At 60.1% G+C, this 25,457-nt stretch carries 27 protein-coding genes, 2 pseudogenes and 1 other annotated feature; of the genes and pseudogenes, 17 read left to right on the top strand and 12 right to left on the bottom strand.

The window, feature by feature from the left end; genetic code table 11:
* Nucleotides 1-3: 3 nt before the first annotated feature.
* Together DRB87_RS11430 and DRB87_RS23040 are read right to left on the bottom strand one after the other, a co-directional pair.
* Nucleotides 4-267, bottom strand: a complete 264-nt coding sequence (locus tag DRB87_RS11430) for a PRC-barrel domain-containing protein (protein WP_130025974.1) — start codon at nt 265-267, stop codon at nt 4-6.
* A 44-nt stretch (nt 268-311) separates the two neighbouring features.
* On the bottom strand, nt 312-482 hold the full coding sequence (locus DRB87_RS23040) for a hypothetical protein (protein ID WP_165385284.1): 171 nt from the start codon (nt 480-482) through the stop codon (nt 312-314).
* Nucleotides 483-731: 249 nt separating this feature from the next.
* Here DRB87_RS23040 and DRB87_RS11425 point away from each other — a divergent pair, with 249 nt between their 5' ends.
* Nucleotides 732-1,274, top strand: a complete 543-nt coding sequence (locus tag DRB87_RS11425; protein ID WP_240756262.1) for a Spy/CpxP family protein refolding chaperone — start codon at nt 732-734, stop codon at nt 1,272-1,274.
* Nucleotides 1,275-1,683: 409 nt separating this feature from the next.
* Here DRB87_RS11425 and pgm read toward each other — a convergent pair whose 3' ends face one another.
* Nucleotides 1,684-3,378 (bottom strand): phosphoglucomutase (alpha-D-glucose-1,6-bisphosphate-dependent), encoded by a 1,695-nt coding sequence (gene pgm, locus DRB87_RS11415; RefSeq protein WP_130025971.1) that lies wholly within the window; start codon nt 3,376-3,378, stop codon nt 1,684-1,686.
* On the bottom strand, nt 3,375-5,483 hold the full coding sequence (tkt, locus tag DRB87_RS11410) for a transketolase (RefSeq protein ID WP_130025970.1): 2,109 nt from the start codon (nt 5,481-5,483) through the stop codon (nt 3,375-3,377). The genes pgm and tkt overlap by 4 nt, the downstream gene beginning before the upstream one ends.
* Nucleotides 5,484-5,784: 301 nt before the next feature.
* Between tkt and DRB87_RS11405 the strand changes: the two genes are divergently transcribed.
* Together DRB87_RS11405 and DRB87_RS11400 are read left to right on the top strand one after the other, a co-directional pair.
* The gene (locus tag DRB87_RS11405) at nt 5,785-5,943 is read left to right on the top strand and encodes a DUF3309 family protein (RefSeq protein WP_130025969.1); all 159 of its coding nucleotides are present in this window, start codon (nt 5,785-5,787) and stop codon (nt 5,941-5,943) included.
* Nucleotides 5,944-6,069: 126 nt separating this feature from the next.
* Complete coding sequence (locus DRB87_RS11400) at nt 6,070-6,246, top strand: CsbD family protein (RefSeq protein WP_130025968.1); 177 nt, start codon at nt 6,070-6,072, stop codon at nt 6,244-6,246.
* 81 nt (nt 6,247-6,327) lie between these two features.
* Here the strand turns inward: DRB87_RS11400 and tal are convergent, their stop codons facing one another.
* The 5 genes and pseudogenes from tal to DRB87_RS24215 form a co-directional block, all read right to left on the bottom strand.
* A complete protein-coding gene (gene tal / locus DRB87_RS11395) occupies nt 6,328-7,383 on the bottom strand; it encodes a transaldolase (RefSeq protein ID WP_240756261.1) in 1,056 nt (351 codons plus the stop codon).
* Nucleotides 7,384-8,397: 1,014 nt separating this feature from the next.
* A complete protein-coding gene (locus DRB87_RS11390; RefSeq protein ID WP_130025966.1) occupies nt 8,398-9,117 on the bottom strand; it encodes a Crp/Fnr family transcriptional regulator in 720 nt (239 codons plus the stop codon).
* 231 nt (nt 9,118-9,348) lie between these two features.
* Nucleotides 9,349-9,531: a hypothetical protein gene (locus DRB87_RS11385; RefSeq protein ID WP_130025965.1), complete on the bottom strand. Its 183-nt coding sequence runs from the start codon at nt 9,529-9,531 to the stop codon at nt 9,349-9,351.
* Between the two features lie 323 nt (nt 9,532-9,854).
* Nucleotides 9,855-10,825, bottom strand: a pseudogene (locus DRB87_RS11380) (NRAMP family divalent metal transporter); the annotation flags it as partial.
* A 162-nt stretch (nt 10,826-10,987) separates the two neighbouring features.
* Entirely contained in the window at nt 10,988-11,206 is a 219-nt protein-coding gene (locus tag DRB87_RS24215) for a glycine zipper 2TM domain-containing protein (protein WP_130025964.1), read from the bottom strand.
* A 1,014-nt stretch (nt 11,207-12,220) separates the two neighbouring features.
* On the opposite strand from DRB87_RS24215, the gene DRB87_RS11370 reads away from it, so the two are divergent.
* From DRB87_RS11370 to DRB87_RS11345, 7 genes and pseudogenes are all read left to right on the top strand, one after another.
* Nucleotides 12,221-13,458 (top strand): IS3 family transposase gene (locus tag DRB87_RS11370; RefSeq protein WP_130025963.1). Its coding sequence is split into 2 segments (ribosomal slippage): nt 12,221-12,512 and nt 12,512-13,458, totalling 1,239 coding nucleotides; the frame shifts between segments, so codons are not numbered across the junction.
* Nucleotides 12,502-12,618 (top strand) — a sequence feature (AL1L pseudoknot). Its footprint overlaps the gene before it by 117 nt.
* A 71-nt stretch (nt 13,459-13,529) precedes the next feature.
* Nucleotides 13,530-14,057, top strand: a complete 528-nt coding sequence (locus tag DRB87_RS11365) for a helix-turn-helix domain-containing protein (RefSeq protein WP_130025962.1) — start codon at nt 13,530-13,532, stop codon at nt 14,055-14,057.
* A gap of 88 nt (nt 14,058-14,145) precedes the next feature.
* A protein-coding gene (locus tag DRB87_RS11360; RefSeq protein WP_130025961.1) for an IS3-like element IS407 family transposase occupies nt 14,146-15,266 on the top strand; the annotation gives its coding sequence in 2 pieces (ribosomal slippage) (nt 14,146-14,404 and nt 14,404-15,266; 1,122 coding nt in all).
* A 47-nt stretch (nt 15,267-15,313) separates the two neighbouring features.
* Nucleotides 15,314-16,129, top strand: a pseudogene (locus DRB87_RS11355) (IS3 family transposase); the annotation flags it as partial.
* Nucleotides 16,130-16,308: 179 nt separating this feature from the next.
* Complete coding sequence (locus DRB87_RS23550; protein WP_240756260.1) at nt 16,309-16,965, top strand: AAA family ATPase; 657 nt, start codon at nt 16,309-16,311, stop codon at nt 16,963-16,965.
* Nucleotides 16,966-17,006: 41 nt separating this feature from the next.
* Nucleotides 17,007-18,029, top strand: coding sequence for an ATP-dependent endonuclease (locus DRB87_RS23545; RefSeq protein ID WP_240756259.1), 1,023 nt, complete (start codon nt 17,007-17,009; stop codon nt 18,027-18,029).
* Nucleotides 17,965-19,440 carry a UvrD-helicase domain-containing protein gene (locus DRB87_RS11345; protein WP_206100092.1) on the top strand — a complete coding sequence of 492 codons (1,476 nt, stop codon included), beginning with the start codon at nt 17,965-17,967 and terminating at the stop codon, nt 19,438-19,440. The genes DRB87_RS23545 and DRB87_RS11345 overlap by 65 nt, the downstream gene beginning before the upstream one ends.
* A 477-nt stretch (nt 19,441-19,917) precedes the next feature.
* Here the strand turns inward: DRB87_RS11345 and DRB87_RS11340 are convergent, their stop codons facing one another.
* The 3 genes from DRB87_RS11340 to DRB87_RS11330 all read right to left on the bottom strand — a co-directional run bounded on the left by DRB87_RS11340 (nt 19,918) and on the right by DRB87_RS11330 (nt 22,823).
* On the bottom strand, nt 19,918-20,751 hold the full coding sequence (locus DRB87_RS11340) for a pirin family protein (protein ID WP_130025959.1): 834 nt from the start codon (nt 20,749-20,751) through the stop codon (nt 19,918-19,920).
* A 127-nt stretch (nt 20,752-20,878) separates the two neighbouring features.
* Nucleotides 20,879-21,517, bottom strand: coding sequence for a hydrolase (locus DRB87_RS11335; RefSeq protein ID WP_130025958.1), 639 nt, complete (start codon nt 21,515-21,517; stop codon nt 20,879-20,881).
* Between the two features lie 46 nt (nt 21,518-21,563).
* On the bottom strand, nt 21,564-22,823 hold the full coding sequence (locus DRB87_RS11330) for a hypothetical protein (RefSeq protein ID WP_130025957.1): 1,260 nt from the start codon (nt 22,821-22,823) through the stop codon (nt 21,564-21,566).
* A 99-nt stretch (nt 22,824-22,922) separates the two neighbouring features.
* Between DRB87_RS11330 and DRB87_RS11325 the strand changes: the two genes are divergently transcribed.
* From DRB87_RS11325 to DRB87_RS11300, 7 genes are all read left to right on the top strand, one after another.
* Entirely contained in the window at nt 22,923-23,321 is a 399-nt protein-coding gene (locus DRB87_RS11325; RefSeq protein WP_130025956.1) for a hypothetical protein, read from the top strand.
* A gap of 359 nt (nt 23,322-23,680) precedes the next feature.
* On the top strand, nt 23,681-23,935 hold the full coding sequence (locus DRB87_RS11320) for an AbrB/MazE/SpoVT family DNA-binding domain-containing protein (protein ID WP_052654700.1): 255 nt from the start codon (nt 23,681-23,683) through the stop codon (nt 23,933-23,935).
* Complete coding sequence (locus tag DRB87_RS11315) at nt 23,935-24,297, top strand: type II toxin-antitoxin system PemK/MazF family toxin (RefSeq protein WP_130025955.1); 363 nt, start codon at nt 23,935-23,937, stop codon at nt 24,295-24,297. Before DRB87_RS11320 ends, DRB87_RS11315 begins: the two co-directional genes overlap by 1 nt.
* A 66-nt stretch (nt 24,298-24,363) precedes the next feature.
* Entirely contained in the window at nt 24,364-24,558 is a 195-nt protein-coding gene (locus DRB87_RS11310) for a YqaE/Pmp3 family membrane protein (protein WP_130025954.1), read from the top strand.
* 15 nt (nt 24,559-24,573) lie between these two features.
* The gene (locus DRB87_RS11305) at nt 24,574-25,026 is read left to right on the top strand and encodes a hypothetical protein (protein ID WP_130025953.1); all 453 of its coding nucleotides are present in this window, start codon (nt 24,574-24,576) and stop codon (nt 25,024-25,026) included.
* Nucleotides 25,027-25,081: 55 nt separating this feature from the next.
* On the top strand, nt 25,082-25,255 hold the full coding sequence (locus DRB87_RS23035; protein WP_165385283.1) for a hypothetical protein: 174 nt from the start codon (nt 25,082-25,084) through the stop codon (nt 25,253-25,255).
* Between the two features lie 10 nt (nt 25,256-25,265).
* Complete coding sequence (locus tag DRB87_RS11300; RefSeq protein WP_240756303.1) at nt 25,266-25,451, top strand: heavy-metal-associated domain-containing protein; 186 nt, start codon at nt 25,266-25,268, stop codon at nt 25,449-25,451.
* Nucleotides 25,452-25,457 lie beyond the last annotated feature (6 nt).

Raw genomic sequence — 25,457 nt, 5'->3', positions numbered from 1 at the left:
CTGTCAGGGCACGGCGAACAGCTTTTTCCCCATGCCCAGAAAGCCACCAAATGACAGAACAGCGTAGCTGATCCTGCCGGCCCGAACGTCCAGCATGATTTCCTTGATGTCACCCAGGTCGTCACCATGCGAATCGATCACGCTGTTACCGACGAGCGTGTCTGCGCCCATCAGACTGGGACCGGGTCCCCGCACCGTACCGGGGCCGGGACGCACCGTCTCTCGCACCTTGTACATTCCGTACGTGTCACGATCTTCGTAGTTCATCTTGCTTTCTCCACTCAGAGCACCAGACCTTTTGGTGTGGCGATTTACTCGTCGGAAAGCTGCACCAGCGCTGCTGTCTCGCCCGCTGTAGCCACGTTGACAAGCTTGTTTCTCGCACCGCAGTCGGGGCAATCGAAATAAAAACCGAGGTCGTTGATTTCCGGCGTCACATCCGGAAAGTCGCTCAACTCGCCGCAGGTTCTGCATGTGAACATCTGCCTCTCCCTATCGTCTTGACGAAAGTGCTTTACCAGCCGCTCTGCGCCGACGACCCAGGCTGTTCAAGGGCCGTCAGTGCCGCTCGAACTCATATCGATGGCACGATGCAGAGGCTAAGGGCGGACGTTCCGTACGTCTGTCCGATAGCGAACAAAGCTTGATCCCGGGAGAACAGAGAGGAGGGTCCGCCAGCGAACAGACATAACCTCGGTGCGGAGAGATAAGGGATATGCTCCTCGCCCGCGATGGCAGCCAATCACGGGCTGACCGCACAAATTGTCGCCGACCTACTATTGAGAAATGCCATGAAAAACTCCCGCATTCCAAAGCAACTTCACGTCGCGCGCGTACTTGAAGTCCTGATCGTTGCCGGCCTCGCCGTCATCTGCTCGCCGTCGGGCGCAGCCCCTGCCACGGACCGTCACATGGGGGCCCATTACGCAAATATCGCATCGCGCACGCCCGTCGAAACCCGCATTAGCAATCTGCATACGCGACTGCAAATCACGTCGACGCAAGAGTCGCTGTGGCAACCCGTTGCGCAAATAATGCGAGACAACGCCAACAGGACGCAGTCGCTACTTAAAGCACGCGCCGATGACGCAAGCCATATGAGCGCCGTTGACGATTTGCGGTCCTACGGTCAAATTGCGGAGGCTCATGCCGACGGTATCAAGAAACTGACGCCCGCCTTCGAGACGCTTTACAACAGCATGTCCGACGTGCAGAAGCACAATGCCGACCTGATATTCCGCAACCAAGGACATCGCGTGGGCCACAAGCGCTGAGAAAGCAGGAGTCAATGATGAAATCCTTACTCACACCAAATCATTGCATGAATCCCATCAGGACGATCGGTCTTGCGTTGGTGATCTTCGGCGTGTTTGCGCCGTCGGTGCCTCAAGCGCAGCCAGGCTATCGCGATCAGGGGGCGCATCATGATATGCGACAGGGGGACAGGCGCGAGCGTCAACGGGCACCTTACGACCATCGGCACGACAGGGAACGTCATTACAACCCGTATGGAGACGGCGGGTATGTTTACGGCCCGCCGCCCGTCGTATACGCACCTCCGACATCTCCGGGCATCACGCTATTTTTGCCACTCGAGTTTCGATAGTGTGCGAGTGCCCTGACCAGCCAGGGTCGACTGATCCACGAGGGGCCTGCTTCAGGCAGGCTTTGGGGGGACGCCTGCTATGACGGCGGCGAGGTTACGTCGCCCAGCGCCTCATCGACGATGGCTTGCGCCTCGTTCAGCAGTTGCTGCAGGTGGCGCTCGCCCTGAAAGCTCTCTCCATAGATCTTATAGATCGCTTCCGTGCCAGACGGGCGCGCGGCAAACCAGCCATGATCGCCCATCACTTTCAAGCCACCGATTGGCGCGTCGTTGCCGGGTGCCAGGGTCAGAATTGCATTAATCGGCTCTCCGGCGAGCCGCTTCGATCGCACCTTGTCGGCTGACAAGGCCGCGAGCACAGCCTTCTGTGCGGGTGTCGCACTCGCTTCGCGTCGGGCCTCCACGGGGGAGCCCAATGCGTACGTCAGTGTCTTGTACAGCGCTCCGGGGTCCCGCCCGGTGCGCGCCAGCATCTCGCCTGCCAGCAGTGCAGGGATCAGACCGTCCTTGTCGGTTGTCCAGACGGCACCGTCGCGCCGCAAGAAGCTCGTGCCTGCGCTTTCCTCTCCGGCGACCGCCAGGGATCCATCGAGCAGCCCGGCAGCAAACCATTTGAACCCGACGGGAACCTCGTAAAGACGGCGCCCGAGCTTCGACGCCAGACGGTCGATCAACTGGCTGCCGACAACGGTCTTGCCAATCGCGGCGTCGGCCGGCCACTCAGGGCGGTGCTCAAACAAGTACTCGACGGTCACGGCCAAATAGTGGTTGGGCGCAAGCAAGCCCCCGCCTGGCGTCACGATGCCGTGCCGGTCATGATCGGTGTCGCAGGCGAAGGCGACGTCGAACGCATCTTTCTGGGCGATCAGGCCTTGCATCGCAAAGGCCGACGACGGATCCATTCGGATTCGGCCGTCCCAATCGGCGGTCATGAAGGCGAATGTCGGGTCCACGGTCGTGCGGGTGACCGTCAGATTGAGTCGATACCGATCGGCAATGGCCGGCCAATAGTGAACACCGGCGCCCCCCAGTGGGTCAACGCCCATATGAATGCCTGAAGCACGCAACACGTCCATGTCGATAACGTTGGGCAAGTCGTCAAGATAAGTGTTCAGGAAGTCATAGGGGTGCGTCGTGGATGCACGCATGGCCTGCTCGACGCTGATCCTTGGCATCGCTCGCAGTCCGCCGCGCAACAGCACGTTGGCTTGCGTCTCGATCCAGGTGGTCACCGCGGACTCCGCCGGCCCGCCGTGCGGCGGGTTGTACTTGAAGCCGCCGTTATCGGGAGGGTTGTGCGACGGCGTGATGACGACACCGTCAGCGAGCCCTGCCGTACGCCCGCGGTTGTATGTGACGATGGCATGGGACACCGCAGGCGTTGGCGTGTATTCGCCACCCGCCGAAATCATCACGTCGAGACCGTTGCCTGCGAACACCTGCATGACAGTTGCAAACGCCGGTTCGGACAAAGCATGCGTGTCGATGCCAACGAATATCGGTCCATCGATGCCATGCCGTTGGCGGTAGCGGCAGATGGCCTGACTGATCACCAGGATATGCGCTTCGTTGAACGTCGTCAGGAACGACGAACCGCGATGGCCGGAGGTTCCAAACGCTACGCGCTGCGCCGGAATGTCCGGGTCGGGCGTGTTGCAATAGTAGGCCGTTACCAGACGCGAGACGTTGACCAGCTTGTCCGGCGAGAGCTGCTGTCCAGCGTATGGGCTGACCGACGCGATCCCCGATGCAAGCGTTCTGGATTCGCTCATGACGGTGTCCCGCGCGGCTTCGTACCGTGACGCATGAGTTGCGCCTTGGCGGCAGTCACGATATGCGCCACGTCGAAGCCAAAATGACGTGCCAGCGCCTCGCGCGGGCCGGACTTGCCGAACGTGTGCAACCCGAAAATGGCGCCTTCATGCCCGGCATAGCGCTCCCATCCAAAGGTGGAAGCCTCCTCCACGGCAACTCGCGCGTTGACGGAGGGCGGCAGAATGTGGTCGCGATACGCCAGCGACTGACTCTCGAATATTTCCCACGACGGCATGCTGATCACCCGAGCGAAAATGCCATCCCGCTTCAGTTCGTCGTACGCCGCGGCGCACAACGCAACTTCGCTGCCAGTGGCCAGCAGCAGCACGTCCGGGGTACCGCCTTCAATGCCCATTTCCTTGCAGGCATCAACCAGGATATAAGCGCCTCGGGCAACGCCTGCGGCACTTGCGTAACGTTGCCGATCAAGAATTGGCACGGCCTGACGTGTGAGTACGAGGCAGACCGGCCCGCGCTTGCGTTCCATGATGACGCGCCATGCCTCGGTCACTTCCCCGGCGTCGGCCGGACGCAGTACGGTCATGCCCGGCATGGCCCTCAGCGAGGCAAGTTGTTCGACCGGCTGGTGCGTCGGCCCGTCTTCCCCCAGGCTGATGGAGTCATGCGTCCAAACCGTGATGAGCGGCAGTTCCATCATCGCACCCAGCCGGAGTGCCGCCCGGCAGTAATCGCTGAAGATGAGGAAGCTGGCGACAAACGGTCGTAGCGACGACAGACTCATGCCGTTGGCTATCGCACACATGGCATGCTCGCGCGCACCGAAGTGAAAGTTCCGGCCCCGATAGTTGCCGCCAGCCTGTGCACCGGGGTTCTGGAAATCGCCCACGACATCGAAGGTCTGGCGAGTGAGCGTCGATGGCGAGAGATCGGCAGCGCCCCCTAGTAACCAGGGTACACGCTCGGCAATGGCATTGAGCACTTGCCCCGATGCAGCGCGGGTCGAAAGACTGGCCGTCGTCGCGGTAAAAGCGGGCAGGGGGGCGTCCCACCCAGGGGGTAGCTCCCGCGCCTGCATTCGCTCCAGTGCATCGGTCAAGTCGGGGTACTGGGCCCGATAGTCCGCAAAAAGCTCGAGCCAACGCGTATGGGCGTCGCGGCCGCGGCGGCCGAGGCCTCCGTGCAAATGCGACGTTACGCCATCGGGCACATCGAACTGCTTGTCGGGATCGGTGCCGAAAAATTCCTTGGCTAGACGCACCTCCGCCGCGCCGAGCGGCGCTCCATGAGCTTCACGCGTGTCCTGGCGGTGTGGCGCGCCATAGCCGATATGGCTTTGCGCGATGATGAGGGTTGGCGCGTCGCCGGTGTCGAGAAAGCCTTGGTAAGCGCGCGACAACTGCGTCAGGTCATTGGCGTCGCTTACGCACTCGACATGCCAGCCATACGATGCAAAGCGCGCACCGACGTCTTCGGTGAACGCCAGGCGGGTGGATCCTTCGATGGTGATGTGGTTGTCGTCGTATATCCAGCACAGATTGGCCAGCTTCAGATGACCGGCGAGCGAGGCGGCTTCCGCACCGAGCCCCTCCATCATGTCGCCGTCACCGCAAAGCGCGTAGATGTTGTAGCGGAATAGCGGAAACCCCGGACGGTCGTAGGTTGCACTTAGCCATTTCTGTGCGATCGCCATACCCACGCTCGTGGCAATGCCTTGCGCAAGCGGACCGGTCGTGGTCTCGACACCCGTCGTCCAACCGTACTCGGGGTGTCCGGTGCATCGGCTTCCCGGTTGTCGGAAGGACTTAAGGTCGTCGATCGTCACGGCCAATTCGTCGGCTGCATCATCGCTCTTGACACCACAAACGTGCAGCAAGCTATACAGCAGCGCACAGGCATGCCCGTTCGACAAGACAAAGCGATCCCGGGCAGGCCAGAGCGGATGGTCCGGGTCGTAACGCAGGAAACGTTGCCACAAACAATAAACCGTCGGAGCAGCGTCCATCGGCGTGCCCGGGTGCCCGGACTGCGCCTTTTGCACCGCGTCGATCGACAAGGTGCGCAGGGTGTCGACGCACAACTGATCAAGATCATCGTGCTGCATCGCTGACATCTCCATCGAATGGTGAAACGGTTGACTGCTACGCCCTTTGACTCACGAAGGTAGTGCGATCTGGCAACATCGCTCACTCGAAACTAGGAGCGTTTGTTCCGTAGGTCTGTCCACTACCGAACAGAAATCTATTGCCGCCACACCTGATCGCGGCGCTGATCAGAGGCTTCCAATACCGAACGAGCCTCGTCCGCCGTCTTAGTACGGCACCGAACCGACGTGCCGTCGTTGTGCGACTACCCTTATTGTGAGGGCTTGGAAATCTCCCTCTAACCAAAGCGGGGAGTCAATCATGTCTTTAGGAATTGTGGCGCTGATTGTTCTGGCACTTCTGTTGATAGGAGCATTCCCAGCCTGGTCGTACAACTCGGGTTGGGGATTTGCGCCGAGCGGCGCAGTGGGATTGCTGCTGGCCGTCGTGATTGTTCTGCTCTTGATGGGTCGACTATGAGGCGCGCAATCCAGATCTTGCTCGACACCGTCAATCGGCGTGTGATGCATGTCGCCACGAAAGCGCGCGACACCCGAGCCCCGGTCAAGGGGCTCAATTTCTTATCCACCGAGAACGTAAATCATCATGAACAAAGACCAAGTGAAAGGCCGGGTCAAGGAAGCCGTCGGCAAAATCAAAGAGGTCACCGGTAAGGTGGTCGGCAACACGAAATTGGGGGTCGACGGCAAGATCGAGAAGCATGTCGGCAAAGTTCAGTCAGTCGTCGGCGACGCACGCCACGATCTGAAGAAGCACACGTAAAGGAATCGCCCGACCCCGCCACACGCGGCGCTTCGGCCATCAGTGCGCTCGGGGCGTACGCTGTGCCGCCGGGCTCGGGTGTCAGTCGAGTGTGCGTTTGTCGGCAATGACCTGCATGAGTTCAGTCCATGCCTGCCGAAACGACGCAACGCCTTCGCGCTGAAGGCGTGCGGCGAGTGCAGCAACGTCGATGCCGGCGTGCGCGAAGTCTGCGAGCACCGGATCGGCGTTACCACCATCCTCGCGCTTGACACTGATCAATTCGCCGTGCGTCGCAAATGCCAGAAGGGTTGCCTCCGGCACCGTGTTTATCGTATCCGGTGCGGCAAGTGCTTCAACGTAGTAGCCCGGCGAGAGTTCCCGGCTCTTGACTCCCGTACTGGCCCACAACAGGCGCTGGGAGCTTGCACCAGCTTCGGACAACTCGTGCCACATCGGGTGCGACATGCGCTCACGGTAGGCGCCGTACGTTTGTTTGGCCACAGCCACGCCGAGACGGTTGCGCAATCCGAACGGCACCTCCCCTGTGATGGCGGTGTCCCAGCGGCTGACGAAAAGCGATGCCACGGATGCCACGTGCAGATCAAGCCCGGCATCACGCCTGCGCGCCAGGCCTCTCCAATAGGCGTTTGCCGCCTCTACGTATTGCTCTCGAGAGAAGAGGAGCGTGACATTGATCGGCACGCCGGCAAAGATTGCCTCCTCGATCGCGACGAGGCCGATCGGCGTGCCGGGGATCTTGATGAACAGATTGGGACAATCGGCGCTTGCATGCAGGCGCTTGGCGGCTGCTACTGTTCCGACGGCGTCTTCGGCGAGCCACGGCGACACTTCCAGCGAGACCCATCCATCGACACCGTCGGTCTTTTGGTGCACCGGAAGGAACAGCCCGGCCGCCTGGGTCAGGTCCTTGATCGCAAGGGAGAAGAACAACGCTTCGTCGGTGAGCGTCGGATCGGCCGGCTTCGCGATGTCCATGTCGTACGCTGCGGTATCGCGAATCGCCTTGAGGAATATGCTGGGATTCGACGTCAAACCTGTGACGTCGTATTCATCTCGGTAACAGGCCAGCGTCCCGTCAACCAGCAAGCATCGCGTGATGTTGTCGAGCCACAGACTCTGCCCGAGCGCCTGCAATTTCCGAGTGGCTTTCATGGAACCTCGCCGAAGGCGTTTCGCAAGACGTTATCGAGCTGCAGCTATTCCGGTATTGACCTCACGTTACACGGCAGACCGACACCGATACGGTACGTCAGCGTACCAATCCACCGACACGATCGGGGCAGGGGTGACGCATCGCGGCGCGAGATCGGCCGGTTCAGTGTTTGTCATATTCCGCAGCATTTCTTCATCGCCATGTGCGATACCGGACGGACACCCCATATCCCCCACGAGCAAAGTGGTTACGAGCCATGGGCATAGGCACGCACTTGAGTCTACGGAGAGGGTTATGACACCAAGTCAGGTCAGAGAGCGAATCAGAGCGTTGGAAGCGAAATTCTCACGCATCAAGGAAGATTTCTTCCAAGTCGTGCATAGTCAGGAAGACGTGCCTCGCAGAAATGACGAGGCGACGCCGTCAGGCGAGGCGGGTGAAATCAGGGAGGATCTCACCAGGGACCGTTAGGACTATCAGGCGGCCGACCATTTGTGTTGAGAGACGTACGGAGGGCATAGGTGCCGGTTACCCCGGCGAAAATGCCTTTCCCGGAGGAGGGTGCCATGAAAGCGGTTCGAAGTTTGCTATTGATGCTTGTCGTCGTCACGTTGGGCGGCTGCTGGTGGGGACCCGGCCCCGGTTACGATCACGGGGGCTATGGGCAAGGCGGTTACGACCACGGGGCAGATGGCCACGGCGGTTACGACCGCGGGGCGGCCCGGGACGAGACAGATAAGTGGGGCCCCGTTCAGAGCCCGCGCAAGTGTCGCGCGGACAACGCGGGCAACCTGCACCGGAGCAAACAGGACAAGCGCCTCGTGAAAGGCGGCAAGGCGGTGGGGACTAGGGGCGAGACGCTGGACACTGTGAATCGCACCGTTGACTCGGCCAACGGCAGACATTCCCGACTACAGCGGGTTGGGGCGAACGAAATGCCAGTGCGGCAAGACTCGATGGAACGCTCGTTGACACTCCCGCTGGCGGGGGCGACGTCAAATGGCCTGGATCTCGGGAAGCAATCGATCGAACTCCCGTTTCACCACACCATAGCACTCGCAGACACGCTTTTCGAGTCCGACCCGGTCCAGCACTTCGATATGCCCGTGGCTGTAACGGATAAGCCCGGCAGTCTGAAGCTTGAGTGCGGCTTCCGTGACACCGGATCTGCGAACGCCCAGCATGTTGGCGATCAACTCCTGTGTCATCCGCAACTCATTGGACGGCAGGCGATCGATGCTCAGTAACAGCCACCGGCACAGCTGCTGGTCGATCGAGTGGTGACGGTTACAGACGGCCGTTTGCGCCATTTGCGTAATCAATGCCTGGGTATAGCGCAATAGCAATCGCTGCATGGGCCCAGCGCGCCTGAACTCTTCCTTGAGCAACCGAGCGCTCAGCCGATAGGCGTACCCGGCGCTTTGCACGATCGCACGGCTCGGCGTAGTTTCGCCGCCCATGAACAGGGCAATGCCGACGACCCCCTCCTTGCCCACAATGGCAATCTCGGCGGACGAGCCGTCTTCCATCACATAAAGCAATGAGACGATTGCTGTGGTAGGGAAATACACATGATCCAGACGGTCTCCGGACTCGTAAATGACCCTTCCAAGCGGCATTTCGATCAACGTCAATTCTGGGGCGATTCGCGCCCACTCGTCGTCCGGCAAGACGGACAGCAGATCGTTGGCGCCTTTGTTCGGTTGCGCAAGCATGCCTTTCCTCCCCTCCATGCCCCGAGATTGGACACGTGCGCGTCTGAATCGCTGCGTAATGTGTGCGTCCGAGTGAATCGATGGCGCCACCATGATTGACCGAGGCTCCGCGTGGCCGGGCTCCCCGGCGGTTGCTTCGAGCTGTTGCCGCTCAACATCCCACTTCTGGATTTTTTTCCGCCGTAATGGAAATGTCAATCACTCATTGTCAGAGCGCCTTAAGCATTCCTTTCACGCATGGACGGAAAAATCCTGGGCGGGTAGCCATCGGGACGATCGTCCGCCTTCCTCTTCCCAAACAAGAACTGCCGCCTGATACAGGTTACGCTCCTGCTTGTTGAGAGAAAGCCGCGTCTCGCGGATCGCCAGTTGCAAGGCGATCATTCGCTTGCTTAATTGCTTATGGCCTCTCATGGTCGTTGTCCTCGCCCGCAACTTCCAGGCATTAGTTCGCGTGAACTCGCGTCTAGAGCATTCGTCGTGTTATTCACGATAGGCCCAACTGCAATGATGGTCCGTACGTAAGCGCACGAACCATATAGCGTGCTGGACGCTCCCTGCGTCTGATATCGAAAACGCGGGCGCCGTTGCCCAGCAATACACTTGTTGGAAAGGGCATAGCAATCGCGTCACGTGCTTCGGCATGCAAACAGCTCACTGCCCCCAAGTGGCGAACATGGTGAGAACTGCGCAAGCCATGGTGCCGGTGGCTAGCCAGCCCAGCGCTTTTAGCCGCAGAAAGCCTCGGCGACTGCATAGGCCGACGAACCCGCCAGCACCGGCACCGCCAACAGCCCGCATCCGATAATGCCGGCAGAGAACAGCAGGAACGAGACTTCGCCGGCAAGCGGCCGTAGGGCTGCGGCTGCCTGCGCCGACGTCTGGATGTCTCTCACTCCGTGCTGATATAGCGTGACAGCGGAAGTCAGTATGATGAAGAAGGCGATCACGTTCGAGAACGCCATTCCGATATAGGTGTCGATTCTGATGCGGCGCAAGTTTCGCCGCGCCTGCGATGGGGCCTCGGTCAGCGGCTCCTGCCCCTTTGTTGCGCGCTGGACCTCCACCTCCTGAGACGCTTGCCAGAAGAACATATAGGGACTGATGGTTGTGCCGAACACCGCGACAACCGCCACGATGTAGCCGCCGTTGAACGACAGATCGGGAATTACGGTCCGATACAGCACGTCCCCCAAGAAATCTTGACGCTGAAGACCGTGGCCACATACGCGAGCAGCGCAAGCGTAAGCACCTTAAGAATGGAGGCATAACGCGGAAACGGGATGAAAACCTGCAACGTCAGCGACCCCATGCCGAAGGCGACCGCGTACCAGACAGCCGGACCACCGATCAGGAGCTTCAATGCCGCCCCCATCGCACCCACATCCGCCGCGATATTGATCGTGTTGGCCACAAGCAAAAGTCCAACCAGGACATACAGTATCCAGCCGGGGTAGTGCTTTCGAATATTCGCCGCGATGCCGTCCCCGGTGACGCGACCGATTTGCGCGCTCACAACCTGAATTCCGATCATGAGCGGATACGTCGCCAAAGCCGTCCACAGCAAGCCGTAGCCGAATGCGGCGCCCACCTGGGAATAGGTGGCGACGCCGCTCGGGTCATCGTCTGCCGCGCCGGCAATCAGGCCTGGTCCCAGCTTCTCCCAGAGCGATTGATTCTTATGGAGTGCAGTGCGGTCGAGCGACACGATATCCACCCCGTAAGAGGAGACTGACCGAATATCTCGGTCACTTCAGGCGAATTTGTCAGTCTGGTCGGTACGCTCGTCGACAGAGGAACCAACTGCCAGTGTTCCGCGGCGGTATTCTCAAGATTTCGAAAAGGACTCGACAAGGGAAGACGGCGAATGCTATTTGCCGATCACATTCCCAACGACGCCACCGACAACAGCGCCCCCGACGGTGCCCACCGCACTCCCGCCGGTCAGTACTGCGCCGGCCACCCCACCAACGCCCGCTCCTACCGCAGTATCTGTGCCGCGCCGCGACATCCCCGCGCAGCCGCTCAAACTGGCCACGATGACAAGAACGGAAATTCCCCAAGACAACGTACATTTGGCATTGTTCATTAAACTAGCCTCCCGGCACTATCGCCTAGATGACGAGTACGGCCGATCTCAATCGTTGCCCCCTCAGGGAGTTCTGACTGGAAATTTGTGAACTGTCGTAGTGTCGACGACGGCCTGAGGCGCGTCATCAGCACAGTGCGGTCGAGATGTGTGAAACAGATATGCCATCCCGCTGCCTGCGTGCGCTTCTGCGAAGGTTTGTGTGCCATGGCTATCGGCGCGCCGACGCGCGGCGGTTTCATGGCTTGCACACTCAAACGGCATCGTTGAGAGTTCCACAATGCGTCATTTGGCCGGGGCAATCGGTTCGGTAGCCGACGCTGGAGGACGGGAATATCGCGTTGTGGTGTCAGCGCATTCTGACGTTCGTTGTGACATGCCCGAGTCGCTGTTAGCGCCGACGTGCAAATGACCCGCCGGGGAGGGGATGGCGGCGTTTGCCGCCGATGCTGACGCCGCAGCAAGCCATGGATGGGTTTGAGGTGGACAGAGACAATGCGCGGGAAACTCCGCATGGCGGTTTATCCGGGAAATGTGCTCGACTAACATTGGCATGGCTCGTGCTGCCCGGAAGACCCCATCATGGATCGGCATCTGATTCAAGTACACTCGGTGCCCAGGCGGTTGTGTTCAAACTGGCCCGAATTAGCCGAGCGGATCACGTTAACCTAAACTGTGTCCGCTGAAGTTGGCGGACACAAAGTAGGGCACTCGAAGCCGCTCAACATCACTAACAAAATCAATTACTTACCTATTCAAGAGCGGCATCAACACCCTAATTTTTGTCCAGCAATGTGAACACAATTTAAGTGCGTTTCTGTCGCGCGACAGAAAATAGATGCAAAGCGGTTGTGGACTCTGCCGTGGACAGAATATGGGTTCAATTCTGCGAACCGAGTTAGGCAATTATGCGTGGTGTGCATCGATGCTAGTCCGGTCTCCTTGACTCAAAGCCTTCGTGATTTGAATCGCCCCGGATTTGAAGGAGGCTCCAACTCTTGAGAAAATGGAGCCATGAACAAGAAGCCAAGCAAGTTTTCACCGGAAGTCCGGGAGCGCGCAGTGCGCCTGGTGCGCGAGCAGCGTAGTGAGCATCCATCGCTGTGGGCAACGGTCGAGTCGATTGCGCCGATGATCGGCTGCACGCCGCAGACGCTGAACGATTGGGTCAAGCGCGACGAGATCGATAACGGCGAACGTGCCGGCCTGACCACGAACGAGCGTGAGCGCCTGAAGGCGCTGGAGCGCGAGAACAAGGAATTGCGCAAGACCAACGAGATTCTCAAGCTGGCCAGCGCGTTTTTCGCCCAGGCGGAACTCGACCGCCGTATCAAGTCCTGAAATCCTTCATCGATCAGCATCGAGATACCTTCGGGGTCGAGTCGATCTGCAAGGTCTTGCGGATTGCCCCGTCGGCTTACTGGCGCCATGCTGCCCAGCTTCGCGATCCGTCGAAGCGCTGCGCCCGAGCGAAGCGTGATGACGTGCTGTGCCCGGATATCCAGCGTGTCTGGCACGCCAACATGCGGGTCTACGGCGCGGATAAGGTCTGGAAACAGATGAACCGGGAGCAAATCCGGGTGGCCCGTTGCACGGTCGAGAGATTGATGCAGCGACTGGGATTGCAAGGTGCGGTTCGCGGAAAGCGGGTCCGAACAACGGTTCCCGACACATCCGCGCCGTGCCCGCTGGACCGGGTCAACCGGCAGTTCAAGGCCGACCGGCCAAATCAGCTCTGGGTTTCCGATTTCACCTACGTTTCGACGTGGCAAGGCTGGCTGTACGTGGCGTTCGTCATCGACGTGTTTGCGCGGCGCATCGTTGGCTGGCGGGTGAGTCGTACCATGCGCACCGACTTCGTACTTGATGCGCTTGAACAGGCGCTGTACGCCCGCCAACCCGGCGACGACGGGACGCTGATCCATCATTCCGACAGGGGGGCGCAGTATGTTTCCATTCGGTACACCGAGCGACTTGCCGAAGCTGGAATTGAGCCATCGGTCGGCAGCCGCGGCGACAGTTATGACAACGCCCTGGCGGAAACGATCAACGGCCTGTACAAAACGGAACTGATTCACCGGCGCGCGCCTTGGAAAACAAGGGAATCCGTCGAGCTTGCAACTCTGGAATGGGTCGCTTGGTACAACCATCATCGGCTGATGGAACCGCTGGGCTATATCCCGCCAGCCGAGGCTGAGGCAGACTACTACGGGCAACTCAGAAATACTGCTGAAGCGCCTGCATTAACTTAAACCAACCGGCCTCCTCGAAATGAACTGACCCCCAAGAGTTGGACATAAATCCAACCCTTGGGGGTTTTTGCATGACGAAGTACGACGAGGCGTTCAAGCGCCGTGCAGTTCGTGAATATCTAGACGGTCGGCGTGGCAGCCAGCATGTGAGCCAGAAGTATGGTGTTGGTCGTACGGTGCTGCGGCGTTGGGTGAATGCTTATCGGGAGCATGGAGAGGCGGGGCTTCGCAAGAAGCACGAAACCTATAGTGCCGAGTTCAAGATGTCGGTGCTCCAGCATATGTGGCGACACGAGCTGTCGTACCAGCGCACATGCGCGGTATTCGATTTGCGCGAAGGCAATAGCGTCAGCCGTTGGGAGCGTCAGTATCATGAAGGCGGTTTCGAAGCTCTCAAGCCGCGCTCCAAAGGCCGGCCACCTAAGATGTCACAACCCAACAAGCCTACCCAGCCGACGACGCCCGACGACGAGCGTCCGCGTGAAGACCTGCTCAAAGAAATCGAATACCTGCGCGCGGAGGTGGCGTACCTAAAAAAGTTGGACGAACTGCTCCGCGCCAAGGAGCAGACAGCGCCAAAGAAAAAGCACAAGCGGTGAGCGCATTGCGTGAGCATCACCTGACCTGCCCCTACAAACAGGGCCAGCCGGAGTCTAGTAAAGTTCGTTTTCGGAGAAGAAGACGAACATGAAGAAGCGATTTACGGAACAGCAAATCATCGGGTTTCTGAAGGAAGCTGAAGCCGGCATGCCGGTCAAGGAACTGTGCAGGAAGCACGGGTTCAGTGACGCGTCGTTCTACAACTGGCGCGCAAAGTTCGGCGGCATGGAAGTCTCGGAAGCGCGCCGGCTCAAGGACCTCGAGGTGGAGAATGCCCGGCTGAAGAAACTGCTGGCCGAAGCAATGCTCGATATGGAAGCGTTGAAGGTCGTCGTCAAGGGAAAGCCCTGAGCCCGCAAGCCAAACGCGAAGCAGTGTCGGCGATTCGGGAGAAGGTCAACATCTCCGAGCGCCGCGCCTGCCGGCTTGTCGGGCTTTCTCGCAGCGTGCTGCATTACGACGCGAAGTCGGACCACGAGAATGAGGTGCTAGCGGCGCGTCTGGTGGAGTTGGCGCACGAACGTCGTCGATTCGGCTACCGCCGGCTGCATGCCCTGGTGGAACGCGAAGGCATGCACGCCAATCACAAGCGCATCTATCGCCTGTACCGTGAGGCAGGGTTGGCTGTGCGGCGCCGTCGCAAGCGCCACGGCGTCATGATTGAGCGCGAGCGACTGGCATTGCCGGGCGCGCCCAACGAGGTGTGGTCAATCGATTTCGTGATGGATGCGCTGTCCAATGGCCGGCGCGTGAAGTGCCTGACCGTGGTCGATGACTTCACGAAAGAGGCTGTCGACATTGTCGTCGACCATGGCATCTCAGGTTTGTATGTCGCTCGGGCATTGGAGCGTGCAGCTCGCTTCCGTGGCTATCCCAAGGCGGTGCGCACAGACCAGGGACCCGAATTTACGAGCCGCGCGCTTGACCAGTGGGCGTATGCAAACGGCGTCACGCTGAAGTTGATTCAGGCGGGCAAGCCAACGCAGAATGCGTACATCGAATCGTTCAACGGCAAGTTCCGCGACGAATGCCTTAACGAGCACTGGTTCACGACGCTCGCGCACGCTCGGGCTGTCATCGCGGCATGGCGTCAGGACTACAACGAGCAAAGGCCGCACAGCGCACTGAACTACCTTGCGCCGTCAGAGTTTGCGGCGAAACATCGAGCAACCGCGGATGCTCCTGCCGCTTTCCAGGAGCTGGTTTAACGGGACTTTGCTAGAAGCCCATTGGCCCTATTGAAGGGGGCAGGTCACACCCGCTCGGGGCATTGTTAAAGATTGCTGGCTTAGCGCGTAGCACGTTCTATTACCAAGTGACGGCGGCCAAGGCCGGGGATCGTCATGGCGCGCTCAAGGCGAAGATCGCGCAGGTCTTTGCGCACCACAAGGGCCGCTACGGCTACCGCCGGGTGACGGCCGCGCTGCGCCAGAACGGTACTCCCGTGAATCACAAGACGGTGCAACGCTTGATGGCACTACTGCGGCTCAAGTCGCTCGTACGCCCCAAGAAGTACCGCTCCTATCGGGGAGAGGTCGGGCGTATCGCGCCTAATTTATTGGCTCGCCGTTTCGAGGCAAAACGACCCAACGAGAAATGGGTGACTGATGTCACGGAATTCAACGTTGGCGGCAAGAAGCTGTATCTGTCACCGATTCTGGATCTCTACAACGGTGAGATCGTGGCTTGGCAGACCAGTGAGCGGCCAGACTTTGCACTCATCCAAGGCATGCTGGACAAGGCCTTTGTGCGTTTGGCCGAGGGCCAAGCGCCAATGCTTCATTCCGATCAGGGCTGGGCTTATCAAATGCGGGCATATCGGGAACGGCTTGCCGCGCGGGGCATGTCACAGAGTATGTCTCGCAAAGGCAATTGTCTGGATAATGCCGCCATGGAGAGCTTTTTCGGCACGCTCAAATCCGAGTGCTTTCGCCTGGCGCACTTTGACAGCGTTGAACAACTACGCAGAGCGATTGCCGAGTACATCCGTTATTACAACCACGATCGCATCAAGCTCAAGCTAAAAGGGCTGAGTCCTGTGCAGTACAGAACCCAGCCCATAATGGCATAACTTTCCCGTCCAACTTTACGGGGTCAGTTCAAAATCCGGGGCGATTCACTCGGTCAGCGTCTTGATTCTCGGTGACCGGTTTGCCTGAGATAGCTGACGTTAAGGGATACCTGATGCGTACACGTGCATCCCTTGGGCAGCTTCCGTCGGGATATCTGCCAGACCAACTGAGAGGAAACATGACGCGCGTCCGTCACCTTGAAATTCGCAATTTCCGCTCGATACAGGCGCTCGATTGGACACCGTCCAATGGCGTGAACTGCCTAATTGGCCCGGGTGACAGCGGCAAGTCGACCATCCTCGATGCCATCGACCTGTGCCTTGGAGCGCGGCGGAGCGCACCTTTCGGCGACACGGACTTCTTCGGCCTGAACGTCACTCGGACCATCGTGATTGCGGTCACGCTCGGCGCACTGCCCGACGCACTGAAGAACATCGACACCTACGGAGAGTTCCTTCGCGGATTTGATCTCGGCACCGGGCTGCTTGAAGACGAGCCGCGCGCAGGTCTAGAAACGGTCCTGACGCTGAGGCTCGAGGTCAACGGCGACCTCGAGCCGAATTGGATGCTCTATTCCGACCGAGCCGCCCACCAGCAACTGGAACGGTCCCTAGCTTGGAAGGACCGCAGCCTCCTAGCGCCAGCCCGAATCGGCACATACGCAAACACGAACCTTTCGTGGGCTAGGGACCGACTCACGGAAGAACGCGCGAACCTTGGCTCGGAACTCGCCGGCGCGGCACGCGCCGCCCGGGCCACCTTCGGCGCGCAGGCTGGCCCTCAACTCGCCGAGACCCTGCAAGTGGTCACCCAGACAGCTACCGGCCTGGGGTAGCCGTCGGTGCGAGCGCTCAGGCGCTACTTGATGCTCACTCGGTGTCGATTGGCGACGGTGCCATCGCGCTCCACAGCGAGACCGGCATTCCTTTGCGGTCGCTGGGCACTGGTTCGGGGCGACTTCTTGTCGCGGGGTTGCAAAGGGCCGCAGCGGCGGCCGCCACCGTCGCCCTCGTAGACGAAGTCGAGTACGGACTTGAGCCGCACCGGCTCATGCGACTGCTCGACTCACTTGGAGCGAAGGACGCGACCCAGCCGCTGCAGGTCTTTATGACAACCCATTCACCGGTGACGCTCAGGGAGCTCGCCGGCAACCAGCTTTTCGTCGTGCGCCAGCGTTTGGGCATTCACACGGCGACATGCGCCGGTACGGACGACGGCATCCAGGGCACATTGCGCAAGGCGGCCGAGGCCTTCCTGTCCAAATCCGTCATCGTCTGCGAAGGCGCCAGCGAGGTCGGATTCGCTCGCGGGATGGACCAGTGGTGGGTCCGCTGTGGCGCGACGTCATTCCTGGCCCACGGAGGCTCATACGTGGACGCTGGCGGAGGAAGCCCCGACCAATGCTTCACACGAGGGGAGGCGTTCCTCAAGTTGGGCTATCGCGTCCTCGTCTTCGTCGACGCGGACAAGCCCGTTTCAACCGTCGGACTCGTCGAGAGATTCGTTGCGGCTGGCGGCCAGTACCTCACGTGGCGGCCAGGCTTGGCACTCGAGGACGAGCTATTCCGCCATTCAAGCAATGACGCGGTGCACGCGCTGCTGAATAAGGCGGATGAGATGGTCGGCCGCGAGCTCATGGCCGAGCACATCAAGTCGAAGTCGAACGGACAAGTCACCTTGGATGCCATAGAGGCCGAACGGCTGAATGGTGGCTACACACGTGCGAGCCGAGCATTGCTCGGACTTGCCGCCCGCAATAACAAGAACGGCTGGTTCAAGTCAGTGAGCGGTTTCCAGGAAATCGCCAAGGACGTCGTCGGCCCTCATATAGCGAATGCAGAGGCGGGCTTCGTCCAAATTACGAACCGGCTCTGGGGGTGGACCAGTGCCGCCGCCTGAAATCGACATCTTTCGGGCGCGCCTAGGCTCAGTTACTGCCCCAGCCGGATGCGGCAAGACCCAGCTCATCGCGGACGCGCTGAGTCAGCACACCCACAACAAGCCAGTCTTGGTGCTGACGCACACCAACGCTGGAGTTGCCGCTCTACGCGCTAGGCTCCTGCGTGGTGGCGTCCCGAGCTCAGCGTACAGGGTGTCGACCATCGACGGTTTCGCGATGCGGCTAGCGGGCAAGTTTCCGCTCCGGACGGGCCTCGACGCGCGCATTCTCGAACTGTCCAACCCGAACGCCGACTACCCTGCTATCCGAGGTGCCGTGCAAGGGCTCCTACAGGCCGGTCACATCAGTGACCCCTTAACCTCGACATATTCGCGCTTGCTGGTCGATGAGTATCAGGACTGCAACACCGCGCAGCACGCCATCGTCTGTTCCATCGCGCAAATACTGCCCACTTGCATCCTTGGTGACCCGATGCAGGCGATATTCGGCTTCCGCGATCCACTGGTCCACTGGGAGCGTGAGGCTCAAGTTGCGTTCCCGCCCATCGGCGCACTTCAGACTCCTTGGCGATGGCGACTCGCAGGCATGGATGCGCTGGGTGCCTGGCTACTTCAAGCCCGCACATGGTTGCAGGCCGGTCAACCTGTGGACCTGCGTGGAGCGCCAGAGGGAGTCCAGTGGGTTCAACTAAATCAAGGCACGGAACTGCAGCAGCGACTGGTGGCTGCCCGGACAGAAGCGCCAAACCGAGACGGCCGCGTTCTCGTCATTGGCGACTCCATCAATGTTAATGGTCGCCATCAACTCACCATGCAGACGCCAGGCGCCACTTCCGTCGAGGCGGTCGATCTGAGAGACTTGGTGAACTTCGCCCGCCAGTTCGATTTGGCGAGTCCCAACGCGCTGCGACAAATTGCCGAGTTCGCGACTTCACTGATGACTGGGGTGGGCGCTACGAACTTGCTCACGCGAGTCGAAACGATACGAGGCGGCCGAGCCCGCACGCCCGCGACGCCTGCAGAAGACGCAGCAGTGGCGTTCATGGCAGCTCCCAGCCACACGACCTCAATTGACTTGCTCCAGTCCCTCGCTGACCAACGGGGTGCGCGTGTCTACCGACCCGAAGTGATGCACTGCTGTATCTCAGCGCTTAGAGCAGCCGAGGGCGAAGGTGGGTTCATTGGAGCGGCGATTCAGGCCCGCGAGCGAAACCGCCACCTGGGTCGGCCGCTGGGTCGGCGCGCCGTTGGAAGCACGCTACTTCTGAAAGGCCTGGAGGCTGACGTCGCGGTCATTCTTGAGCCCGAGCGCATGACTGCCCAACATCTCTACGTGGCTCTCACGCGAGGCGCAAGGCGAGTCGTGGTTTGCTCGTCGACGCCTTTGCTAACGCCCGCCATGGGCCGCTAGCGAACGCTCATTCAACAATTGAGCTCACCGTCGCAATGGTGACGTTCGAGCCCTCGACCACCGCTCCGCGCTCCTGATCGAACGTGCACCACCGGACACCGAGCTTCTTCTTCGCTATCAAGGAGACATTGGCGGTCGAGACTCGAGCGGCTGCAGTGGGTCGGGAGCACGCACCGCCGATTGGCCGCTTCGGGGCTGCGGAACTTCAGTGACCGCTTTAGAGCAACGAGTTCAGGGAGCTGACCGACGCAGCCCGACCCTAAAGGGACATCCGCATTTCCTGATAGGAGCCGTTCAGGTCGAATACACATATTTGCAGAAGCGGATGTGGATAAATTCGTTTCGTCAACTGATGCGTCCAGCCGGAGATCGCCGGATGCATATGCCAACCATTTCCACACCTGGATGAAACACTACTGTTTTTTGTTCACGGCGCGCAGGAAGTGCGCAGCCACATCGGCGAGGTAACCGCGCGCATCAAAACGGCACCCCCTCCAGCCTGCCCATGCGGCCGGCGGCAAAATCGCGCTTCGCCTGCTCCAGCCGCTCGGGGGTGTCCATGACAAACGGACCCGAGAACAGCACCGCACCCTGCACGGGGTTGCCTCCCAGCACCGTGAGCTCCACCGGTTCGTCGCCACGCGCGGCGATGCGCACCTGCGTACCATCGCCGAGCATGCCGAGCGTGCCGGCGGACAACTGCGTACCGTCGACATCGACCTCCCCCTGAAGCACATAGAGCCCCAACTCAGGGCCGGCGGCCACCTCCACTGTTGCGCTGGCGTTGGGATCCAGATGCAGGCGCGCGAAAATCGCACCGCCGCTCAGGGCCATTGGACCATGGGCACCGCCCACATCGCCCGCGACGACGTACAAGCGCGAACCTTCCCCGACGATCTCGGGGATATCGGCCGCGCGTATCGACGTGTAGCTCGGCTCGACTAACTTGAGCTCCGGCGGCAGGCTGGTCCAGAGTTGCAACCCATGACGACCACTCTGGGGCTGCTCTGCGTGCAGAATGCCTCGCCCGGCGCGAATGAACTGTGCGTCGCCGGCTGCCAGGGTATCGCGAAAGCCCATGCTGTCACGGTGCTCGACACTGCCGTCGAACAGGTAACTCACGACCTCGATGCCCGCGTGCGGGTGCGGCCGATCCCCAATACCGCGCAGGCTATGGTGGCGGTAATGGTCGATGAAAACGAAGGGGCCGAGGGCCGTTTGCTGCTCCTGCGGCAAGGCGCGGCGAAGGTGCATGTCACCATCGTCGATAAGGTCCTGGGCAGGCAAGATGCTCGTAACAGTGCGCTCCACGATGCGTCTCCGTGTCAGTTGAATAAAGGGAATGGTCGGATGCAGATCTTGTCGAAGCCGCTGACCATATGCAATGAGCAGGGAGCGCCCCGCTTTTGGATCGGAGCTCAGGCCCCGATCGCAATCATCAACCGCGATCGTACGAGAGCTGGATGCCCATGGTGCCGCCAGTTTCAATGAAGATATCCATGAAACTCTCTACCGTGTCCTTGCGCTGCCAGTCGCGTTGTAGTTCGCACAATAGCTGCGTCAGGCTGATCATCTTTCCACCGGCCTGTTCGATGCGGCGCAGCGCCATCTCATGCGCGGTCAGTGAGGTGCCGCCGACCGCGTCGGCAACGACATAGACTTCGTAGCCGGCTTTTAACGCATCCAGCGCGGGGAAGGTCAGGCACGCCTCGGTCCACAGCGCCGTCATGATGAGCTTCTTGCGACCGGTGGCTTCAACCGCCTTGCGGAATTCGACATCCTCCCACGAGTTGATGGTGGTGCGATCGTAGGTGGGATAATTGCCGAGCACCTTGTGGAGTTGCGGGATCGGCGGCTTGTTCGCGCCAGTCTTGACATTGACCGTGGTGTGGACAATCGGCAAGCCGTAGGCGACAGCAGTCTTCGCCGTTCCGACGATGTTATTGATCAACAACTGACGGTCCATCGAGGCGATGGAATTTATCTGCACCGGTTGATAATCGATAATGATGAAGGCCGCATTCTGTGGCGTCAGCAGATGATCACTGACGGGATCGCGGATCGGTTCGCTGGGCATGGCTTTCTTCCTCCAAGGTTATCGGGTGCGGAGAACTGTTCTGTCGTCAGATCTTGTCGAAGCCACCGCCGGCTGCGACGAAGCCGCCGCTGACACGGAGGGAGTCGACGGTGCCATGGAGTTCAAGGGGATTGACGCCTTGCCCGTGGGTGATGGCGCCGCCCTCAATCTCCACCTCGCGTGCCGAACCACCTGGCTTGACGCTCAGCGCGATGGCTGACAGCCTGACGACTACGCCCTTGACAAGCGAATCACCCGTGCCACCGTAAGTTTCGATGCCACGTCGCACTGTGATCCGGCCCACCGGCTGACTGATCTGGATGCCGACCGCGCCATCGGCGTGCGTGACCACGCGCTCGAACTCCGCCGACTGCACCGTCCCCGTGTACACGTTGAATCCGCGTGCGCCCTGACCGAAGGTTTCGATAGGCGCATTCACCTGTAGCAGACTGACCGTACCGAAGTTGACGAAGCCGATGCCACTCGGACCGTACGAGGTGATCTTGTCCTCGGCGACCCAGTGGTCCACGGTGCCCCAGTTATCCAGCACCATGTCGTTGGGACCATAGGTGGTGACCGGACCGTGGTTGCGCACGCTGTCCACGAACGCGCCGTATACAGTGAACACCCCCCCGGTGATACGGTCCGGCGTCCCCGGCACAATACCGCCGTCGCTGTAGACCGCGCCGGTTTCCAGCCGACGCGCGACCAGCCGGCCGCCTACGTCGCCTGCCCCGCTGACGAAGATGCCACTGCCACGTACCGGAGCGCCGGCACGTCCAGCCGACAGGCCAGTGAGGTCCGCTGTAATCGTGACGGCGGGATCAGCCTGCTGGTTCCAAAGCGTGAATGCGCCGGGAATCACTTCCACGCCATAGCCCTTGGGGCGCTCGTCGTATCCGCGCGCGTCCGCGGCCACGATGTCAACGTCACGCACCTCGACGTGACCACCGCGCACCTGGTCACGCGCCAGCAGCTGCACCACGCCCGTTACACCCAGATTGCACAGCACGAGGCGACCAAGCTGTTCAACGGTGGTGTCATTGAAGATCGCCCGCCTGTCGGGATCAGTGACCAGCCGCAGGTTCTCGACGTGGTTGTCGGCACGGAGCTGGAGACCGTCCTGGCCTGCCGCGAAGCGCACGGCCGACTGCGGGTCGGCCCCGCTCAACGTCTGCCCAGGCGACAGGCGCAGCGTCGGTACGCCCGACAACTCAGCCATCACCGTGATATGCCGCACGCCAACATCGGCAGCCGCCGAAAGAAGTTGGTCAGCAGTCGAGACTTGGCGTTGTCCGGTATTCATGGTGGGTGTCCTTACGACTTATTCTGGGTGATCAATCAGAATAGGATATGGCTTCCATAGTCAGAATAATGATAAACCCCATCGTCTCGATCTCAGGCAATGAGCACGACGGATCTGTTGACGGGGAAACGAAAGGTTTCGGGTAACGAGCGGCGAGAACACACGCAGATCGCGCTCACTGACCGCAGCGGGCAAACTGTTGGCGGCACGTTTCCCGCGTCCGGGGCGCAGTGGACTCTTACCCCCGACCTCGGCGCCAGATATACGATGTTGCGCGCCGGTCCCGACTGGGGCTTCATGTCGCGCAACGTCCCGGACGAAGATCCCGGTCCTGCGTGGCTCACCGAGTCTGACCTGGTTGAGTGTCAGACTTCGTTACTTTCGCAGGATTGTCGACGATTCGAGTTGCGAAGCCGAGAGGCCGTTTGTGGCCGATTGGGTGAGGTCGCCAACGGCCGCTTTATGGTGCTCAAGTCCGCAACACGCTCATTCGACTGACCGACCGCTGTGGGTTGTCTGACCGGGGCGGACAAGGCCCGCTGGCAGACGCGGACGCGGCCCGCTCGATCTTCGGAACGCAACAACGACGGTCAGCATCAGCCACAGAGGTGCATCCCAATTATGAGAGTCATATCGGCCAACCGTGTCCCTGCCTAGATTGTGATGCTTGCCACTTATAAAAACTCACCTCGATCACGTTTCTCCGTACCTTGAAGTAACGGAGCGTGAATTTCTCGAAGCGATTGAGGGGCTAGAAGAAATGTTCGCCACTGATTGACGACGCCAGAGGTTTATACGTGTTGAAACGCAGGAAGATTGTGTCTATACTTGTCGATACGTAATGGAGGTAAATCATCATGGCAAAGACGGCAACACTGACTATTCAGCAATGGGGAAACAGCTTGGCTGTACGGATTCCAGCCGCAGTCGCGCGCTCTGCGCACTTTGAAGTGGGTCTTGAGGTGGAGGTGACAACCGATGAGGTTGGCGTCACCGTAAAGCCTGTCGGCCCTCGTAAGCTCACCCTTGCTGAAAAGCTCGCCAAGTTCGACCTGTCGAAGCATGGCGGAGAAGCCATGGCTGCATCCCCTGTTGGGGTGGAGGCTTTCTGATGTCGAAGGTCGCTTGGGCACCGGATCGCGGCGACATCATCTGGATCGACTGCAATCCACAAGTCGGTCGAGAAATGAAGAATATGCATCCGATGCTTGTTCTGTCGCCTAGAGCGTTTAACGAGACAACCAGCATCGTCATTGGCCTGCCTATGACGACGGCGGAGTACAACGACACCAATCCGTTCGCTATCAAGTTCAAGGGGCCGAAACACGTCACCAGTTACGTCTTGGGGCATCAGCCGAAGTCCTTCGACTGGCGGGCGCGCGGCGCCAAGCCGCATCCTTGGAAGCAAGCGCCGCAGGAGGTTTTCCTGGCCGCGTGTGAGCAATTGAACCAGATCATTTCGATCTGCGAGTGAGGAATTCCCTGGCGTGAAACGCCCCGAACCGGCCGGAAGCCGGCAATGAAATCGTAGAGGAACTACATGCGTCTGCTGCTTGCGTTGATTTTGCCTTGGATTCAATTTTTCACGATCGGGCGTCCCTTCGCGGGGATCATCTGCTTGCTTCTCCAGCTCACGATCATCGGTTGGATTCCGGCTGCGATCTGGTCTGTGTATGCGCTGAGCCAGTACAAGACCGACAAGAAAATCGAGCGCGCCTTGGCCAATCGCGGATAACGAGGAAGACTTACGATGACCAATCTCGCAGTTCTGCTGCCGCAGGTAGTGCCTGCGGCGATAAATTGGGCAGAGGAACAAGAGCGGCAGGCACTTTTAACAGGGGCGATGCTTACGCCGCAAGGTATCGCGGACGCACGCGCCGTCGGTGTTCTTGCACCCGAAAGGATTCGAGTGGTTATCGCACCAACACTGCCGTTGCCGGAGGACCCATGGTTACGGAACGTCGCGTTGAGTGCCAGTCTGCTCGGACCAGGCTTTACGGGCCTCACGTTGGGCTATGCGATTTTTATCGTTCAGGGTCATTTGGTGCGCCGGCTGCTGACGCACGAATGCCGACACGTCCACCAGTACGAAGTCGCTGGCTCGATTGCCGCGTTCCTGCCCGCATATCTCCAGCAGATCGCCACAGTTGGATATAACGCTGCGCCCTTTGAAGTCGACGCCCGAGAGCACGAGATTCATTAACCAACGGAAAAAACTCGCTTGTATCTTGAGACCGGGTCGTCATGAGGGAGGGGGTATGGCAGACTGGACTGGTTACGTGGGTGTGGTGACGGGCGTTGCAGGCATGGCGATGGGCTTCCGCGGCTACCGGCGCAGCAACCAGATCAAGGCGCTGGACCTGCGGCTGGAGCTGCGCAAGGGGCTTGCCTCTGGCGGCACTGGCTGGCGCGTCGGAGACGGTCACGCTTGACGTGCAGAACATGACGTGCGATCTGTGTCCGATAACGGTCACGAAGTCATCAAAGCGGGTGACCGGTGTCCGCACCGTCAAGGTCGATTTCGACAAGAAGACCGCCACCGTCACCTACGATCCCGACGAGGCCCAGCCGCAGGCGTTGACGCAAGCGACGGGGAACGCGGGCTATCCGTCCGCCGTTCGCAAGTGAGGCCGC

It is taken from the genome of Pandoraea sp. XY-2 (assembly GCF_004193915.1).
GTDB lineage: Bacteria > Pseudomonadota > Gammaproteobacteria > Burkholderiales > Burkholderiaceae > Pandoraea > Pandoraea cepalis.
The sequence above is the reverse complement of the archived record's forward strand: the minus strand, read 5'-3'. Positions and strand labels throughout refer to the sequence as shown.